The sequence below is a fragment of the Thalassobacillus sp. B23F22_16 genome (assembly GCF_043496955.1).
Lineage (GTDB): Bacteria > Bacillota > Bacilli > Bacillales > Halobacillaceae > Thalassobacillus > Thalassobacillus devorans_A.
Map to the genome: position 1 here is coordinate 192,970 of NZ_JBIEKD010000002.1, position 16,704 is coordinate 209,673.

Sequence of the window (16,704 nt, forward strand, 5' to 3'; positions counted from 1 at the left end):
ACTATAGTTTATGAAGGAGGAGCTAGTAATGGAAATATTAAAAGTCTCAGCCAAATCCAGTCCGAATTCAGTAGCAGGAGCTCTAGCAAACGTCCTTAGGGAACGTGGCACAGCGGAGATTCAAGCGATCGGCGCTGGTGCGTTGAACCAGGCCGTCAAGGCAGTAGCTATCGCCAGAGGGTTCGTAGCACCCAGTGGTGTCGATCTTATTTGTATTCCGGCTTTTACAGACATCATGATTGATGAAGAAGAGCGTACTGCAATTAAATTGATTGTCGAACCTCGATAAACGACAAGCTCTTCCATTGAAAATTAAATGGACAAGAACAGCCGTGCTATCCAAGCACGGCTTATATTTTTTACTCTTCGAATCTCCTTAATGTTTTTATGATCTACCATAAGAGACTTATTCAACAATAGAGCCGAAAAGTCGAAGACTTGATTTCGAGATATTTAGGGTTCTATACCATAAAAGTGTCAGGGGCGGCTGGGAAACTACTCGCTTTCCTGCGGGGGAACCGGCAAGCCTCCTCGGTCGTTTTCACTCCCTGTGGGGTCTTGCCTAGCCCCTTCTCCCGCGGGAGTCTCGCAGTTTCCCAACCACCCCATCCGAAGAATGGGAGAAACGAACCCCTGTCAAGATGAAGGTGTCTTCCACAACGCTATTAATATTGAACGATGATGCATGTTACAAACACCCGTTCAAGCTAAAGGTCTGCATATCAATGTTTCCGTTTCTATCATAAACGCAAAGAGGTCCGGGAAATTGCGAGACTCCAGTGGGATGAACATGAGCGGTGAGATCCCGCAAGGCGAAGCCTGAGGAAGCTCACCACATGCCCACGGAAAGCGAGTAATTTCCCGGACCTCCTAACCGTTACTATCGTAACGGAAACAATTTATCTCGAAACTGAGTCTTCAATTAAAGGGAGCTTTACTGGAAAAACATGATTGAGAACAGACTTGTTCATAAGCCAGGTTTGGGAAGGGAGAATACCAGTGATAATCGATGCGCACTGTGATGTGTTATGGAAATTATGGGAAAAGAAGGTTGATTTCTATGATAGCGAACAACTCCGCTTTAATTATAGGAAGTGGAAACAAAGTGATATCAAAGTACAGTGTTTCGCTATCTTTGTACCAGAGGAAGTAAAAGAAGAATCACAATTCAGCGTGGCTCTTGAAATGGTGTCTATTTTTTTTGAACAAATAGTCGCACCTTATGATGATGTGAAGTTCATTAGTAACAGGCAAGATTTATTAAATTTAAAAGCGCATGAAAAAGGAGCAATATTGACACTGGAGGGCTGTCACTCGATTGGGGCAGATATCCATAAACTGAAGGCATTAGTCCGGATGGGGGTACGTATCGTCGGACTTACATGGAATCAGGCTAACGCCGTCTGTGATGGCATAGAAGAAGAACGAGGTGCCGGGTTATCTTCTTTTGGGAAGGAAGTAGTTCATTACTTGAACAAAGAACAGATTTGGATCGATCTCTCCCATATATCCTATCAGGGGTTTTGGGATGTTATGGACATAGGTGATTATCCCATGGCTTCCCATTCAAATGTTTTTAAGATTGCACCTCATATCCGTAACCTGGATGACTCCCAGGTACAGGCTTTGATTGACTGCGACAGTTGGATAGGAATCACTTTTGTACCAGAATTCATTAATGGAAGAAAAGTGGCTCACAGGCAGGAAATCGTCAGGCACGTAGAGTACATAGTAGCTATGGGAGGTGAATCCGTTCTGGGGTTCGGTTCAGATTTCGAAGGGACGGAAGATGAAGTCATTGGGTTAAAAGATATAATAGATTATAAGTTTCTGATTAATGACCTTTGTCACAGTCAAACGAGGTCAACTATGCAAAAATTAAGCTGTAAGAACTTTGTCGACAAATTCCCGCGGATCCGGAATTGAGAAGCACCTTTAATTTGGCAGATTAGCTTGAAAATTACTACCCGAAGGGCTATGATTTAAATACATATATTACATACATCATAGCTTGCATTCAACAATAACTTTTGCCGAAATAGTTTTGTTGTTTCCAATCAGTTTGATAGATTGAAATTCTATCAAACTAAGAAGTTCCGGGGGAGAGAACCATGGACAAATTAAAAGGGGTGTATTAGATGGTTGAACAACTTTCATGGAAAGTTGGCGGACAGCAAGGGGAAGGGATTGAAAGTACTGGAGAAATCTTCGCCATTACTTTAAACCGTCTTGGTTATTACCTGTATGGCTACCGTCATTTTTCCTCACGCATCAAAGGTGGGCACACCAATAATAAAATTCGTGTTTCTACGAAGAAAGTAAGATCGATTGCTGATGATTTGGATATACTCGTCGCGTTCGACCAGGAAACTATCGATGTCAATGCACATGAATTACATAGTAAAGGAATCGTTCTGGCAGATGCCAAATTCAATCCGAAACTGCCAGAAGGAGTAGACGTTACTTTATATGCGGTGCCTTTTACGGAAATAGCGACAGAACTTGGAACATCATTGATGAAGAATATGGTTGCTGTGGGAGCTTCAAGCGCTATTATGAACTTAGAGTGTGAAGTTTTCCGGGATGTTGTCGAAGAGATTTTTTCTCGTAAAGGGGAACAGGTCGTAGCCAAGAATATGGAAGCCATTGTCAAAGGGGCTGAATATGTAAGGAAACAAGATAAAGATTCCTTGCATCAGATGGAATTAGCCAAAGCGGATGGCAAAAAACGTATGTTTATGATAGGAAATGATGCAATTGCTTTAGGATTCCTGGCTGGTGGATGCAGGTTTATGGCTGCCTATCCAATTACTCCTGCGTCAGAAATTATGGAATATATGATAAAAAAGCTGCCGGAATTTGGTGGAACAGTCATCCAGACGGAAGATGAAATTGCAGCTGCCACGATGTCGATCGGTGCCAACTACGCAGGTGTTCGCACAATTACTGCTTCTGCTGGACCTGGTCTCTCATTAATGATGGAATCGATTGGACTGGCCGGAATTACGGAGACCCCGCTCGTTGTTGTTGATACCCAGCGTGGTGGTCCGAGTACTGGACTCCCGACGAAGCAGGAACAGTCTGATTTGATGGCTATGATTTATGGGACACACGGAGAAATTCCAAAAGTAGTGATGGCACCTAGTACAGTACAGGAAGCTTTCAATGATGCGGTTGAGGCATTGAACCTTGCTGAAGAATATCAGGTCCCTGTCATTCTGTTATCTGACCTGCAGCTGTCACTTGGCAAACAGACAGTGGAGCCATTGGATTACGATAAAATTGATGTGCGGCGTGGAAAATTACAAGAAGACCCACAATTACCAGAACTGGAGAAGGGTGAGTATTTCAAACGTTACCAGGTCACTGACGACGGAGTATCCCCTCGTATTCTTCCGGGAACGAAAAATGGCATATTCCATGTTACCGGTGTAGAACATGATGAAACAGGAAAGCCGAGCGAACTTGCTTCTAACCGAAAAGCACAAATGGATAAACGCCTTCGTAAACTGAAAAAGCTGCCCGAGGTATTCCCGACTCCTGTTCATAAGGATGCCAAGCATGAAGAGGCGGATATATTGTTTGTAGGTTTCAATTCCACACGTGGAGCAATTGAAGAGGCGAAAGGAAGACTGGAAGAAGAAGGATATAAAGTGAATCACGCTCAAATCCGCCTGGTTCATCCTTTCCCGGCAAGCGAAGTTAAAGCATTAGTAGATCATGCTAAAAAGGTAATCGTCGTCGAGAACAATGCTACTGCACAGTTAGCTAATATTATAAAGATGAACGTCGGAAGCCAGGAAAAAATGGATAGTCTTTTACAATATGACGGTACGCCGTTCCTGCCTGGTCAAATTCATCAGCGAAGCAAGGAGTTGTTATAAATGGCGACATTCAAAGAGTTCCGTAATAAGGTGAAACCGAATTGGTGTCCTGGTTGTGGGGATTTCTCTGTACAGGCCTCTATTCAACGAGCTGCTGCCAATGTAGGATTAGAACCGGAAGATTTAGCAGTTATCTCTGGTATTGGCTGTTCCGGACGAATTTCAGGCTATATTAACTCTTACGGCTTTCACGGGATTCATGGACGTGTCCTCCCGATCGCTCAGGGTGTAAAAATGGCGAATAAAGACTTGAAAGTCATTGCTTCGGGCGGTGATGGTGATGGTTTTGCAATCGGAATGGGGCATACTGTCCATGCGATCCGCCGTAATCTGGACATTACCTATATCGTAATGGATAATCAGATATATGGTTTGACGAAAGGGCAGACTTCACCACGTAGTGAAATGGGATTCAAAACCAAAAGTACACCGGAAGGTTCGATTGAATCTGCTGTAAACGTGATGGAAATGGCTTTATCGGCCGGTGCTACATTTGTTGCCCAAAGCTTTTCCAGTGACTTGAAAGAACTGACCTCCTTAATTGAGCAGGGTATCAATCATAAAGGTTTTTCATTGATCAATGTATTCAGCCCTTGTGTTACTTATAATAAAGTCAATACGTATGATTGGTTTAAAGAGAACCTGGTCAGCTTAGATGATATTGATGGATACGATAGTTCTGACAGAAAAAAAGCGATGGCAACGCTGATGGAACATAACAGTCTGGTTAAAGGATTGATCTATCAGAACAACAGTCAGCAATCCTATCAGGATTTAGTACACGGATACGCCGAACACGCATTGAAAGACAGCGATCTGAAAATCGATGAAGAAAAATTTAATAATCTAGTAAGTGAATTCATGTAAACGGTATTTCTCGGATACGAAAGCCAGGTCAGTAAAAATTCTGACCTGGTTTTTTTGGCTTCTATTACGCTGAACCAGCATGTTTACAAGGCTGAAGAGAATCCGACTGTCTACAACGATCATTTGTTTTTTCGACATGGACACATGCATTTGCAAAAAATATTACGCCTGATAAAATGGTGATATATAAATAGTTATGAGTTTGATAGAGGATAGGAGTGTTCGTTGTGAGTGGAACAATGAAAGCCATTGTAAAACATCATCGCGGCGTAGGTGCTGAATTACAGGAAGTACAAATTCCTGTTATAAAAGAAAATGAAGTATTGATTAAAGTGAAAGCGACTTCCATATGCGGGACCGATGTTCATATCTATAACTGGGATGAGTGGTCCGCCAGCCGGGTTAACCCGCCATACGTGTTCGGGCATGAATTCGCTGGTGAAGTGGTAAAAGTGGGAAGTAAGGTAAATACATTTAAAGAAGGGGATTATGTAAGCGCTGAGACACACTTGGTCTGTGGCCATTGTCCTCAATGTCTGACTGGCAAATATCATATTTGTGAGAATACCCAAATAATAGGGGTTGATACACAAGGGTGTTTTGCTGAGTATGTTGCACTGCCAGCTGAGAACTTATGGAAAAACCCGGAAGAAATGCCGACGGATATCGCTTCCGTTCAAGAACCAATGGGGAATGCTGTCCATACGGTATTAAACGGGGATGTAGCCGGGAAATCAGTAGCCGTTATCGGTTGTGGACCGATTGGCCTGATGGCTGTCGGAGTAGCAAAAGCAGCAGGGGCTTCTCAAGTTCTGGCGTTTGATCTGAACGAATACCGCCTGGAATTGGCTTCTCAAATGGGGGCTACTACGGTTGTTAATTCTGGTAAAGAAGACCCGGTAGCAAAAGCGAAATCACTGACAGATGGGCACGGAATCGATGTGGTCTGTGAGATGAGCGGTCATCCGATAGCGATGGACCAGGGCTTCAAAATGATTACGAATGGGGGCAGGATGTCCATCCTGAGTCTGCCGACGAAACCAGTGACGATTGATGTCACTAATGACATCGTGTTTAAGGGTATTGAAGTACAGGGCATAACCGGACGCAAAATGTATGAAACTTGGCAACAGGTTTCCCGTCTGCTTCATTCGAAACAAGTGGATTTAACTCCGATGATCACTCATCACCTGCGACTCGAAGAATTTGAGAAAGGGTTCCAGCTGATGAATGAAGGGAAATGCGGAAAAGTAGTACTGCATCCTTGATTAAAAAATGTGGATTGTTGAAAAATAATCCGTAAATGAGAGATACTATTAAGAGAAAGATTACTTCATGGTATAAGGAGGTTCATCCTCCTGCATACATAACTACACATTTGTAAATAATTGAGGAGGTTTGTATATGAAAGGTTTTGAATACTTACAAAAGGAACTGGACCAAATGAAAGACCAGGGGACTTTCCGGGAATTGATCCCGTTGGAATCACCGCAGGGATCACGAGTTAAGATAAAAGGCAAAGAAGTGATTCAGTTATCTTCTAATAATTACCTTGGATTGACTTCCCATCCAAAAATGAAGGAAGCTGCAGAAAAAGCTGTCCGTGAATATGGAGCGGGTACCGGTTCAGTAAGAACGATTGCCGGGACGCTGCAAATGCACGAAGAATATGAAAAGAAGCTGGCTAAGTTTAAACATACCGAAGCAGCACTTGTTTTTCAGTCCGGCTTTACGACTAACCAGGGAGTACTCTCATCTATTTTGACAGAGGAAGATGTGGTGATTTCGGATGAATTGAACCATGCATCCATCATCGATGGAATTCGCCTGACAAAAGCCGGGCGTAAAATCTACAAACATGTTGATATGGATTCATTGGAAGAAAAATTGAAAGAGTCCGGCGACTATCGTACACGTTTAATTGTCACGGATGGCGTTTTCTCGATGGATGGCAACATTGCTCCGCTTCCAGAAATCGTTGAACTGGCTGAAAAATACGATGCACTCGTTATGGTTGATGATGCTCATGCCAGCGGCGTGCTAGGGGAGAATGGTCGCGGTACGGTCAATCACTTTGGGTTGGATGGACGAGTACACATCCAGGTAGGAACATTAAGTAAAGCAATCGGTGTCCTTGGAGGTTATGTGGCAAGCAGTCAGACCTTAAAAGAATATTTGATTCATAAAGGCCGCCCGTTTCTATTCAGTACTTCTCATCCACCAGCTGTAACCGCCGCATGTGATGCAGCAATAGACGTATTACTGGAAGAGCCTGAATTGATCCAGAAACTGTGGGATAATACGAAATTCTTTAAAGATGGATTGAAATCTCTCGGATTCGATATCGGAATCAGTGAAACTCCTGTCACTCCGGTAATGGTCGGCGATGATTCCTTGACTCACAAGTTTTCAGACGAACTATTCAATGAAGGAGTCTTTGCCCAAGGAATTGTTTTCCCTACGGTACAACGAGGGAAAGGGCGGGTTCGAACGATCGTCACTGCGGAGCATTCGAAAGAAGAATTACAAGAAGCGCTGACTGCTTTCGAACGTGCCGGCAAGAAATTGAATATCATTTCCTGATAGCACAAAGGCTGATCACATATGCTGATCAGCCTTCCTTTGTGTTATTCTTCAGCTTCTGCTCTTAAAATTTGCCATCAAAGTTGATATAATGAGAAAGTTAGATATGTTATGCGAAAGGAGCACTGTTGATGAATGAACAACAGCGTAAACAGATGAGTCAAATTCGTGAAGTGAATCCAGCGGACGTAAAATCCGACCAGGATAACCTGAAACGAATTAAGGATAAGAAAGGTGAAGACTTTATTAAATATTTCGAAACAAGCTACCAGCCTCCTTCCTTAAAAGATGCCAAAAAGCGGGGCAAGGAAGATGTTGAAGTTCATTATGATTTCAATATACCGGAAGAAATGATCGGCCTTGGAAAGGGCAAGAAATTCATGATTCGTACTTATGGCTGCCAGATGAACGAACATGATACAGAAGTCATGGCCGGCATCCTGGAACAGATGGGCTACGTGTCCACTAATGAGACAAAAGAAGCCGATATCATATTATTGAATACTTGCGCGATCAGGGAGAATGCAGAGAATAAGGTGTTTGGGGAAATCGGTCACCTGAAACCGTTGAAAACTGAAAATCCTGATCTGATCATTGGTGTCTGCGGCTGTATGTCCCAGGAAGAGTCAGTCGTCAACCGCATCCTGAAAAAGCACCAGTTCGTCGATCTGATCTTTGGAACACATAATATTCACCGGCTGCCACAGCTCGTCAAAGAAGCGATGTATGGCAAAGAAATGGTGGTTGAAGTATGGTCTAAGGAAGGAGACATCATTGAAAACCTTCCTCGTTCCCGGAAAGGGAAAATCAAGGCATGGGTCAATATCATGTATGGCTGCGACAAATTCTGTACGTATTGCATTGTCCCTTATACACGAGGCAAAGAGAGAAGCCGTCTGCCGGAGGATATTATTCAGGAAGTAAGACACCTGGCAGCACAAGGGTATAAAGAAATTACCCTTCTCGGTCAAAATGTCAACGCCTATGGTAAAGATTTGGATTTCGAATATGGACTTGGCGACCTGATGAATGAAATTCATAAAATAGACATTCCGCGCGTACGGTTTACAACATCCCATCCGCGTGACTTTGATGATCGTTTAATTGAAGTTTTGGCACAAGGCGGAAACTTGCTCGATCATATCCACCTTCCTGTCCAGTCAGGAAGCTCAGATGTCCTGAAAATCATGGCTAGGAAATATACCCAGGAAAGTTACTTGGAGCTCGTAGATAAGATTCGTACAGCGATGCCAAATGCGACACTGACAACAGACATCATTGTCGGCTTCCCGAATGAAACCGAGGAGCAGTTTGAAGAAACACTAACCCTCGTGGAAGAGGTCGGTTTTGAATCTGCCTATACGTTCATTTACTCTCCAAGAGAAGGAACTCCTGCAGCGCGTATGAAGGATAATGTTCCGATGGAAGTGAAAAAAGAAAGGCTGCAGCGTTTGAATAAACTGGTCAATGCACAGTCAGCAGAAGCAATGAAGAAATACGAAGGTGAAATTGTTGATGTACTGGTCGAAGGGGAGAGTAAGAAAAACCCTGACGTACTTGCCGGGTACACCGAAAGAAATAAATTGGTCAATTTCAAAGGGCCAAAATCCGCAATCGGTGAAATTGTGAAAGTGAAAATAAATAATGCAAAGACATGGTCTCTTGATGGAGAAATGGTCGAAGAAGCAGCAGAGGTGAAGTAGAAATGGCTGAATATACACGCAAGCAAGTAGTAGAAGAAGCACAGAAACTGGCTAAGATGATGGCCAATATCGAAGAGATCGATCGTTTTAAACAACTGGAAGCAAAAATAAATGAAAATAAAAAAGTGCAGGAAAATATCTCCAGGATCAAAGCGTTACAAAAACAGGCCGTCAACTTCCAGGCTTATGGGAAAACAGAAGCCCAGAAAAAAGTAGAAAAAGAAATTGACCGTCTCCAGGAAGAATTGGACGCTATTCCGGTAGTAGAAGAGTTCAAAAGTTCTCAGGTAGTCATTAACGACGTTTTACAAATGGTAACGAATACCATTGCCCGTGAAGTGACTAATGAAGTTATCCGATCCACCGGAGGAGATGTACTCAAAGGAGAAACAGGCGCTAAAGCTGGCGATTCAGCCTGCGGCCACTAATTTTTTCCCTTGCGCTGAAGGAGAAATATGCCCTTCAGCGTTTTTTTTCGTACAATTATCTAGGCTCTTGCATAGAATGAACTAAAACCTTATACAAATCCTTCTTGAAGGGAAAGGCATGTGCACATTTCGCCCAATTCAAGCATAGGATGTTGTGTATGATAAAGGGAGGTTTTAGGTGAGATGTCATTCTTTGACCAAGAGTACCGTGAGATCATCACGAAGGCTGTTTGTGGCAAAGGGAAGAAATTCACGCAATCGACACACATGATTTCTCCACCCCACCGTCCATCAAGTATCCTGGGCTGCTGGGTGATCAATCATGTCTATCACGCCAAGAAAAAAGGGGAGCATGTGGAAGTAAGTGGCCACTACGATGCAAACGTCTGGTTTTCATACAATGATAATACCAAGACGGAAGTCGTAACAGAGAGAGTCCACTATTGCGACCATGTCCCGCTGTACATCAAAGACGAAAATTGCATTGACGATGATTTGGAAGTCTTTGCAAGAGCGACACAACAACCGAACTGCCTGGAAGCCAACATCACTAGCAACGGTCAGAAGATTTCGGTTGAAGTAGAGCGGGAATTCTTCGTGGATGTAATTGGGGAAACGAAGCTTTGTGTCCGTGTCAATCCAAAGGGCTGTAAGCACGATCATGACTTTGATTTTGGTGACTTATCCGATGATGATTTTTCAGAGATCGACCCGGATTTTCTCGGAAGAAAAGAAGAGGAATAACCCCATTTAGATAATCCTTGCTAACAAAAGCGGGGATTATCTTTTTGTTTGCTTTATTAAACTTTTTTGAAAGGTTTATTCAACAAAAGTGCCGAATTGTGGAAGACTCAGTTTCAAGATAGTGAGGGTTCTTTACCATAATAGCGGCAGGGTTGGCCGGGAAACTACTCGCTTTCCTGCGGGGGGAACCGGCAAGCCTCCTCGGTCGTTTTCACTCCCTGTGGGGTCTCGCCTGGCTCCTTCTCCCGCGGGAGTCTCGCAGTTTCCCAACCAACCCATCTGAAGGATGGGAGAAAAGAACCCCTGTAATAGGTGAGACTGTCTTCTACAATCAATAGTTACAAGTACGTTTTTAAAAATAGCTATCCCTTTGGTTGAAGGACTTCATAACGATGTTTCCGTTTCTCCCATAAACACAAGGAGGTCCGGGAAATTGCGAGACTCCTATGGGAGTAAAGTACATGGTGAGATCCCGCAGGGCTTTAGCCCGAGGAAGCTCACCGTACACCCATGGAAAGCGAGTGATTTCCCGGATCTCCCAACCGTTACTATCGTAACGGAAACAACATATCTTGAAACTGATTCTTCTGTTAAAGGGAGCTTTACTGGAGAAATCAAGATGGAAGTTTAACAGAATCATTCGAACACAACCTTTCAAGGAAGGTTTTCATCTATGCTATAATAATGAAAGTGACTATAGAACGTTTTGGGGGATAGCAAATGGCGCAATATACACCGATGATGCAGCAGTATTTGACAATCAAAGCACAGCATAAAGACGCTTTCTTATTTTTTCGACTTGGTGATTTTTATGAAATGTTTTTTGATGACGCTTTGGAAGCGGCAAGAGAATTGGAGATCACTTTGACCAGCCGTGATGGCGGGAACGAACGGATCCCGATGTGCGGGGTTCCTTACCATTCGGCGGCGAACTACATAAAAAACCTGATAGAAAAAGGCTATAAAGTTGCAATTTGTGAACAAGTGGAAGACCCAAAAGCAGCTAAGGGAGTAGTCAAACGGGAAGTTGTCCAATTGATCACTCCTGGCACAGTGATGGAAGGGCACATGCTGGATGAAAAAGAGAATAATTATCTCGCAAGCCTCACTGGTTTTGACGATGGCAGCTACACAGTCGCCTACAATGATCTTACAACCGGAGAAAATAGCATCGCTCTTATTACGGATGGATGGGGAGCAGTGCTCAGTGAGTTATATAACCGACCTGTCAAAGAAATCGTCATTGCGTCTGACCTGGCTGAATCTTGTCAGCAGGATTTAAAGGAACGTTTAGCTTATACGATTTCTTATCAGGATGATGTAACCATTGAAGCCCCATTTTCCTCCTTACTGGAAAGTATCCAGCAGGAAAAATATAAAATTGGCTTTGGCAGGCTGCTCAATTACATTCAGCATACTCAAAAACGGTCCCTGGATCATTTGCAGCCCGTACAAAAAATCGAATTAAAACAGCATATGAACCTCGACATGTATTCCAAACGAAACCTTGAATTGATGGAAACATTAAGAAAACAAGGAAAGACGGGCAGCTTATTATGGGTAGTCGATGATACAGTCACTTCCATGGGCGCTCGTCAATTGAAAAAATGGCTGGAACGACCGCTTTTAGACAGAAGAGAAATCGAGGCACGTCACCAACAGGTGTCGGGATTCCTTGATCAATTCTTTGAGCGGGAAGAGCTGCGGGAACAGTTGAAGTCTGTTTACGATTTGGAAAGATTGTCGGGGCGGATTTCCTTTGGGAATGTGAATGCTCGGGACCTTTTACAATTAAAACAGTCGTTAGGTAAAATCCCAGCGATTAAAGAGACACTCAAAAAGTTTTCCCATGCAGAAATCAGCCGACTGCATGAATCCATCGATCCGCTGACAGATCTCTATCATTTATTAGATGAAAGTATTCACGACGATCCGCCAGTCACCATTAAAGAAGGCGGGATCATTAAAGATGGTTTCAACAATCATCTGGATGAATATCGGGATGCTGCCAAGAATGGGAAGCAGTGGATTGCTGAACTGGAACGAAGAGAACGGGAAGAAACAAAGATCAAATCCCTGAAAGTAGGGTATAATCGTGTCTTCGGGTATTATATCGAGGTCACCAAAGCTAACCTTCATTTATTGCCGGAAGGAAAATATGAGCGGAAGCAGACATTGACGAATGCGGAACGCTACATTACACCAGAGTTGAAAGAAAAGGAAACATTGATTTTAGAAGCCCAGGACAAAAGTGTGGAACTTGAGTATGAGCTCTTCTTATCGTTGAGGGAAAAAGTAAAGCAATACATTGAAGACTTACAAAAGCTAGCGGGACAAATCAGCAAAATTGATGTGCTGCAAGGTTTCGCCTCCGTTTCCGAAAAAAATGGCTATATCCAGCCGGGCTTCAATGATCAACGGCTGATTGACATTAAACAAGGAAGGCACCCGGTAGTGGAAAAGGTGATGAAAGACGCTTCTTTTGTGCCAAATGATGTTTTTATGGATGATGATACCGATATCCTGGTGATTACCGGACCGAATATGTCAGGGAAAAGCACCTATATGAGACAGCTCGCTTTAACCGCCATCATGGCACAGGTTGGCTGCTTTGTACCATGCGAAGAGGCGAACCTTCCAATCTTTGATCAGATATTTACTAGAATAGGAGCTGCCGATGACCTCGTTTCCGGCCAAAGTACGTTTATGGTAGAAATGCTGGAGGCAAAGCATGCGCTGGCGAATGCCACCGAAAACAGCATGATACTCCTTGATGAAATTGGCAGAGGTACGAGCACCTATGATGGGATGGCACTTGCTCAGGCGATCGTCGAACATATTCATGTAGAAATCAGAGCAAAAACGCTCTTTTCCACCCATTATCATGAACTGACCGAACTGGAAGATAGCTTGGACCGACTCCAGAATATTCATGTCCGTGCTGAAGAATATCAGGGAAATGTCGTCTTTCTCCATCAGATTCAAAGAGGTGCAGCGGATGAAAGCTACGGAATTCATGTAGCGAAACTGGCAGAGTTGCCAGATTCATTGATTACGAGAGCGACAGACCTATTGAAAGAATATGAAACAGGGACTAAAAATGAACACACTCAAGCAAAAACGACAGATGAGCAGCAATTGACTTTTTTTGAGGAAGTACGGGAAGAGAAACCCGGAAAAAGCACCAGGGCAGAAAGTAAATTACTTGATCAGCTGGCAAATATGGACTTGATGGAAATGACGCCGATGGAAGCGATGAACCAGCTTTATCAATTGCAAAAGCAAATAAAAAGATAAATAAAGGGGGAGGGGCATGGGAAAAATCAAATTGATGCCGGACCATTTAGCGAATAAAATCGCTGCTGGTGAAGTAGTGGAACGTCCGGCCTCTGTTATCAAAGAACTGGTTGAGAACAGTATCGATGCTAATAGCAAATCCATTAAAGTAGAATTACTGGAAGCTGGACTACAACAAATTAAGATAACCGATGATGGTGATGGCATGGAAGAGGAAGATTGTGAGCATGCCTTCTTCCGTCATGCAACGAGTAAAATTCAGGATGAAAATGACCTGTTCCACGTCAAGACCCTCGGGTTCCGGGGAGAGGCTTTAGCAAGTATCGCTGCTGTCAGTCGTTTATCCATTCAGACTTCGACTGGAAATGAAGCAGGCACTCGCCTCGAGCTGGAAGGTGGAAAATTGACCAATAAATCAAAAAGTGATGCACGTAAAGGAACGGAAATCATCGTCAATGATATATTTTTCAACACTCCTGCCCGCTTGAAGTATATGAAGACGATCCATACCGAGCTTGGCCATATCACTGATGTTTTAAACAGGATGGCACTCGCTCATCCTGATGTGAAATTTTCATGTTCACACAATGGCAAACAGCTCTTCCAAACCTCCGGTCGGGGGGATTTATTGCAGGTTATCGCGCAGATTTACGGGATGGGAACAGCAAGAAAGATGGTCCCTGTCGAAGGAGAAACGAAAGACTTCAAAATATCCGGTTATATAGCTAAGCCAGAAGTGACCCGTGCTTCAAGGAACTATATTTCAACTATCATCAATGGCAGGTACATTCGTAACATCACATTAAATAAAGCAGTGATGCAAGGCTATCACACGCTCCTTCCGATTGGGAGGAACCCGCTTGTCGTATTAAACGTGGAGATGGACCCGATACTTGTAGATGTCAATGTTCATCCGGCAAAGCTGGAAGTCCGGTTCAGTAAAGAACAGGAACTTTTCGAACTGGTCAAAACGACGATCCAATCCACTTTCAGAAAAGAAACCTTGATACCAGAAGCGCCGGAACAGAAAAAGCCAGTCAAAAAAATAAACTCAACACAGCCGGCATTCCACTTCTATGAAGAACGGGAACAAGAAGCACACGAACAGAGGAAAAAATCCATGGACCATCTGCTTGATTCTGCCACTCATGAAACTGAAGAAAAGCTGGACCTCGATGATTATGGGCAGCATCATTATCAGGAAAAGCAAAACGAAGTTATCAAAGAAATGGTCCAGGAAAATCCTAGGGAAGCTGCTATGGAAGGTACAGATGTTCAGGCAGAAACCGATGACGAGAGAGTACCTGCGATGTATCCGATTGGCCAACTGCACGGGACCTATATATTAGCTCAAAACGAAAAGGGGCTGTATATTGTCGATCAGCACGCAGCTCAGGAGCGGATCAAATATGAGTTTTATACGGAAAAACTGGGAGAAGTAGAAAATGAGGTGCAGGAGCTTCTTGTGCCGCTTACGTTTGATTTCTCCAAGCAGGAAGCGCTGCGAATCGAAGAATACAATGAAGAATTAAAGCAGGTGGGAATCTTTTTTGAAGCATTCGGTGAAAATAGCTATATTATCAGATCCCATCCCAATTGGTTCCCGAAAGGCTTCGAGATGGAAGTGATTGAAGAAATGGTGGAACAGATCATGAGTGAAGAACGGATTGACATCAAAAAAATTCGGGAAGAAGCTGCAACATTAATGTCCTGCAAACGGTCGATCAAAGCCAATCATTACTTGAACCATAATGATATGTTTCAGCTGCTTGAAGATCTAAGGAAATCGACTGACCCGTTCACCTGTCCTCACGGCCGGCCGATTATCGTTCATTTTTCCGAATATGAAATGGAGAAAATGTTCAAACGGGTGATGTAAACATAAGAGAAACTGGAGAGCGATATCGTTCTTCAGTTTATTTATGCTAGAATGGGATGGTGGATGAAGGAGGGATACGATGGTATTACAGTTAAAGCTAAAGAACAACGGGGAAACTCTTTGGGAGACTAATGACTTTTATGATGAAAAACAAAGACTGGGAGCTATTACTAAGTTATTTGAGGCAGCCAATGCTTACTATCAGGGGAACGAAAAAACCTACGCTTCCATCAGTAGGGGAGTGGAGCAACTGGATGAATGGCGGATTGGTCTGGAGAATTTAATTAAACAATCTTACCATATCGCCAGACGGGAAGCGGATGAAAATCCTGAACTCCATACCATCAACGATGTAGCTTTCCAATTGCTGGTCGTTTATGTCAGTGACTATTTTAAAAATGATAATAGGGGCTATGATTATTTTATTGATAACAAGCATCGTTTTATCGGGATGAACGTTACCATTCTCCAGGATGGAGTGGTTCGTTTTGACAACGTCATTAATGAAGAAAACTTAGAAGAGGCGGAACAGGAATTGACGCGATATGAGCGTCTTATCAGTGCACAGTTACTGGCACAGCATCGTATTGTCTATCAGCTGATTAAAGCAGTACTCTTCAAATATAAGTTAGCACACCGACAATAGGGGAGCGCGAGCGACGTTCCTTTTTCACGAAAGGTAATGCAGCTTCTCAGGCTATTTGTGGGATTGTCTGATGAACTGGAAGAAGTTCAGTATTTGAATGATTTCTTCCCGGCTCAGTTCCTCCCATACATATACATAAAATAAATCCGTTTCCTCGATCCCTTTATCTTCTAGTACGTCGTTTATCTTTTTAAGAATATCAAATGGTTGATCGCTTTTCCCCAATAAATAATCTGTCGTACAATCAAGTGCGTCGGCAAGTGCTACGATATTTTCCAGGCTTGGCGTCGTATAGCCGCGCTCCCAGTTAGAGATAACCTGAGAGGACTCTCCGACTTCTTCGGATAGTTTTTTTTGTGTCCAATTATGGTGGATGCGTAAAAATCGAATCCGTTCCGCTGTGACCATCAGGCAACCCTCCTACCGCTAATTTTACCATGATAGCAGGCATAGGGACATCTGTTTGCTGCAGATAACGTAATTCGTTACCCACTCATTAACGGGTATAGTTAGCTGTGGATAAAGAAAATGATTACACACACCTAACGGAATCCGTTATTTTTTAACTAACGAACTCCGTTACAAGGGTGTGGAAACCCTTACATTTACGTAATTAGCCGCTTCAGGATTTGTTGTGTATAATATTTGTATAATGAGGTTTGTGAATGAAAGG

The 16,704-nt window shown here is 43.2% G+C and carries 14 protein-coding genes; 13 read left to right on the forward strand and 1 reads right to left on the reverse strand.

Going from position 1 to position 16,704, the window contains the following annotated elements:
• Positions 1-28 precede the first annotated feature (28 nt).
• The 13 genes from spoVS to ACGTNI_RS03575 all read left to right on the forward strand — a co-directional run bounded on the left by spoVS (position 29) and on the right by ACGTNI_RS03575 (position 16,031).
• Positions 29-289 (forward strand): stage V sporulation protein SpoVS, encoded by a 261-nt coding sequence (gene spoVS, locus ACGTNI_RS03515; protein WP_085508395.1) that lies wholly within the window; start codon positions 29-31, stop codon positions 287-289.
• 710 nt (positions 290-999) lie between these two features.
• Positions 1,000-1,926 (forward strand): dipeptidase, encoded by a 927-nt coding sequence (locus tag ACGTNI_RS03520; RefSeq protein ID WP_394460083.1) that lies wholly within the window; start codon positions 1,000-1,002, stop codon positions 1,924-1,926.
• 212 nt (positions 1,927-2,138) lie between these two features.
• On the forward strand, positions 2,139-3,884 hold the full coding sequence (locus ACGTNI_RS03525) for a 2-oxoacid:acceptor oxidoreductase subunit alpha (RefSeq protein WP_394460085.1): 1,746 nt from the start codon (positions 2,139-2,141) through the stop codon (positions 3,882-3,884).
• Positions 3,885-4,751 carry a 2-oxoacid:ferredoxin oxidoreductase subunit beta gene (locus tag ACGTNI_RS03530; RefSeq protein WP_085508399.1) on the forward strand — a complete coding sequence of 289 codons (867 nt, stop codon included), beginning with the start codon at positions 3,885-3,887 and terminating at the stop codon, positions 4,749-4,751.
• A 227-nt stretch (positions 4,752-4,978) separates the two neighbouring features.
• Complete coding sequence (gene tdh, locus ACGTNI_RS03535) at positions 4,979-6,019, forward strand: L-threonine 3-dehydrogenase (RefSeq protein ID WP_394460088.1); 1,041 nt, start codon at positions 4,979-4,981, stop codon at positions 6,017-6,019.
• A gap of 136 nt (positions 6,020-6,155) precedes the next feature.
• Positions 6,156-7,334, forward strand: a complete 1,179-nt coding sequence (locus tag ACGTNI_RS03540; RefSeq protein ID WP_085508401.1) for a glycine C-acetyltransferase — start codon at positions 6,156-6,158, stop codon at positions 7,332-7,334.
• A gap of 131 nt (positions 7,335-7,465) precedes the next feature.
• Entirely contained in the window at positions 7,466-9,037 is a 1,572-nt protein-coding gene (gene miaB / locus ACGTNI_RS03545) for a tRNA (N6-isopentenyl adenosine(37)-C2)-methylthiotransferase MiaB (protein ID WP_394460090.1), read from the forward strand.
• A gap of 2 nt (positions 9,038-9,039) precedes the next feature.
• Positions 9,040-9,465: a YlbF/YmcA family competence regulator gene (locus ACGTNI_RS03550; RefSeq protein WP_085508405.1), complete on the forward strand. Its 426-nt coding sequence runs from the start codon at positions 9,040-9,042 to the stop codon at positions 9,463-9,465.
• A gap of 183 nt (positions 9,466-9,648) precedes the next feature.
• Positions 9,649-10,209, forward strand: coding sequence for an outer spore coat protein CotE (locus ACGTNI_RS03555; RefSeq protein ID WP_062445914.1), 561 nt, complete (start codon positions 9,649-9,651; stop codon positions 10,207-10,209).
• A 433-nt stretch (positions 10,210-10,642) separates the two neighbouring features.
• Positions 10,643-10,840, forward strand: a complete 198-nt coding sequence (locus ACGTNI_RS03560; RefSeq protein ID WP_085508407.1) for a hypothetical protein — start codon at positions 10,643-10,645, stop codon at positions 10,838-10,840.
• 89 nt (positions 10,841-10,929) lie between these two features.
• Positions 10,930-13,506, forward strand: coding sequence for a DNA mismatch repair protein MutS (mutS, locus tag ACGTNI_RS03565; protein ID WP_394460093.1), 2,577 nt, complete (start codon positions 10,930-10,932; stop codon positions 13,504-13,506).
• Between the two features lie 16 nt (positions 13,507-13,522).
• Complete coding sequence (gene mutL, locus ACGTNI_RS03570; protein WP_394460095.1) at positions 13,523-15,385, forward strand: DNA mismatch repair endonuclease MutL; 1,863 nt, start codon at positions 13,523-13,525, stop codon at positions 15,383-15,385.
• A gap of 79 nt (positions 15,386-15,464) precedes the next feature.
• Positions 15,465-16,031 (forward strand): hypothetical protein, encoded by a 567-nt coding sequence (locus tag ACGTNI_RS03575; protein ID WP_394460097.1) that lies wholly within the window; start codon positions 15,465-15,467, stop codon positions 16,029-16,031.
• A 51-nt stretch (positions 16,032-16,082) separates the two neighbouring features.
• On the opposite strand, the gene ACGTNI_RS03580 is transcribed toward ACGTNI_RS03575, so the two are convergent.
• Positions 16,083-16,439, reverse strand: a complete 357-nt coding sequence (locus ACGTNI_RS03580) for a helix-turn-helix domain-containing protein (protein ID WP_062445918.1) — start codon at positions 16,437-16,439, stop codon at positions 16,083-16,085.
• Positions 16,440-16,704 lie beyond the last annotated feature (265 nt).

Bases quoted from the DNA above. Each gene is read 5' to 3' on its own strand.
- mutL (WP_394460095.1), top strand. From the start codon at position 13,523: ATGGGAAAAATCAAATTGATGCCGGACCATTTAGCGAATAAAATCGCT.
- ACGTNI_RS03525 (WP_394460085.1), top strand. From the start codon at position 2,139: ATGGTTGAACAACTTTCATGGAAAGTTGGCGGACAGCAAGGGGAAGGG.
- mutS (WP_394460093.1), top strand. From the start codon at position 10,930: ATGGCGCAATATACACCGATGATGCAGCAGTATTTGACAATCAAAGCA.
- ACGTNI_RS03575 (WP_394460097.1), top strand. From the start codon at position 15,465: ATGGTATTACAGTTAAAGCTAAAGAACAACGGGGAAACTCTTTGGGAG.
- miaB (WP_394460090.1), top strand. From the start codon at position 7,466: ATGAATGAACAACAGCGTAAACAGATGAGTCAAATTCGTGAAGTGAAT.
- ACGTNI_RS03530 (WP_085508399.1), top strand. From the start codon at position 3,885: ATGGCGACATTCAAAGAGTTCCGTAATAAGGTGAAACCGAATTGGTGT.
- ACGTNI_RS03580 (WP_062445918.1), bottom strand. From the start codon at position 16,439: ATGGTCACAGCGGAACGGATTCGATTTTTACGCATCCACCATAATTGG.
- spoVS (WP_085508395.1), top strand. From the start codon at position 29: ATGGAAATATTAAAAGTCTCAGCCAAATCCAGTCCGAATTCAGTAGCA.
- ACGTNI_RS03550 (WP_085508405.1), top strand. From the start codon at position 9,040: ATGGCTGAATATACACGCAAGCAAGTAGTAGAAGAAGCACAGAAACTG.
- ACGTNI_RS03555 (WP_062445914.1), top strand. From the start codon at position 9,649: ATGTCATTCTTTGACCAAGAGTACCGTGAGATCATCACGAAGGCTGTT.
- ACGTNI_RS03540 (WP_085508401.1), top strand. From the start codon at position 6,156: ATGAAAGGTTTTGAATACTTACAAAAGGAACTGGACCAAATGAAAGAC.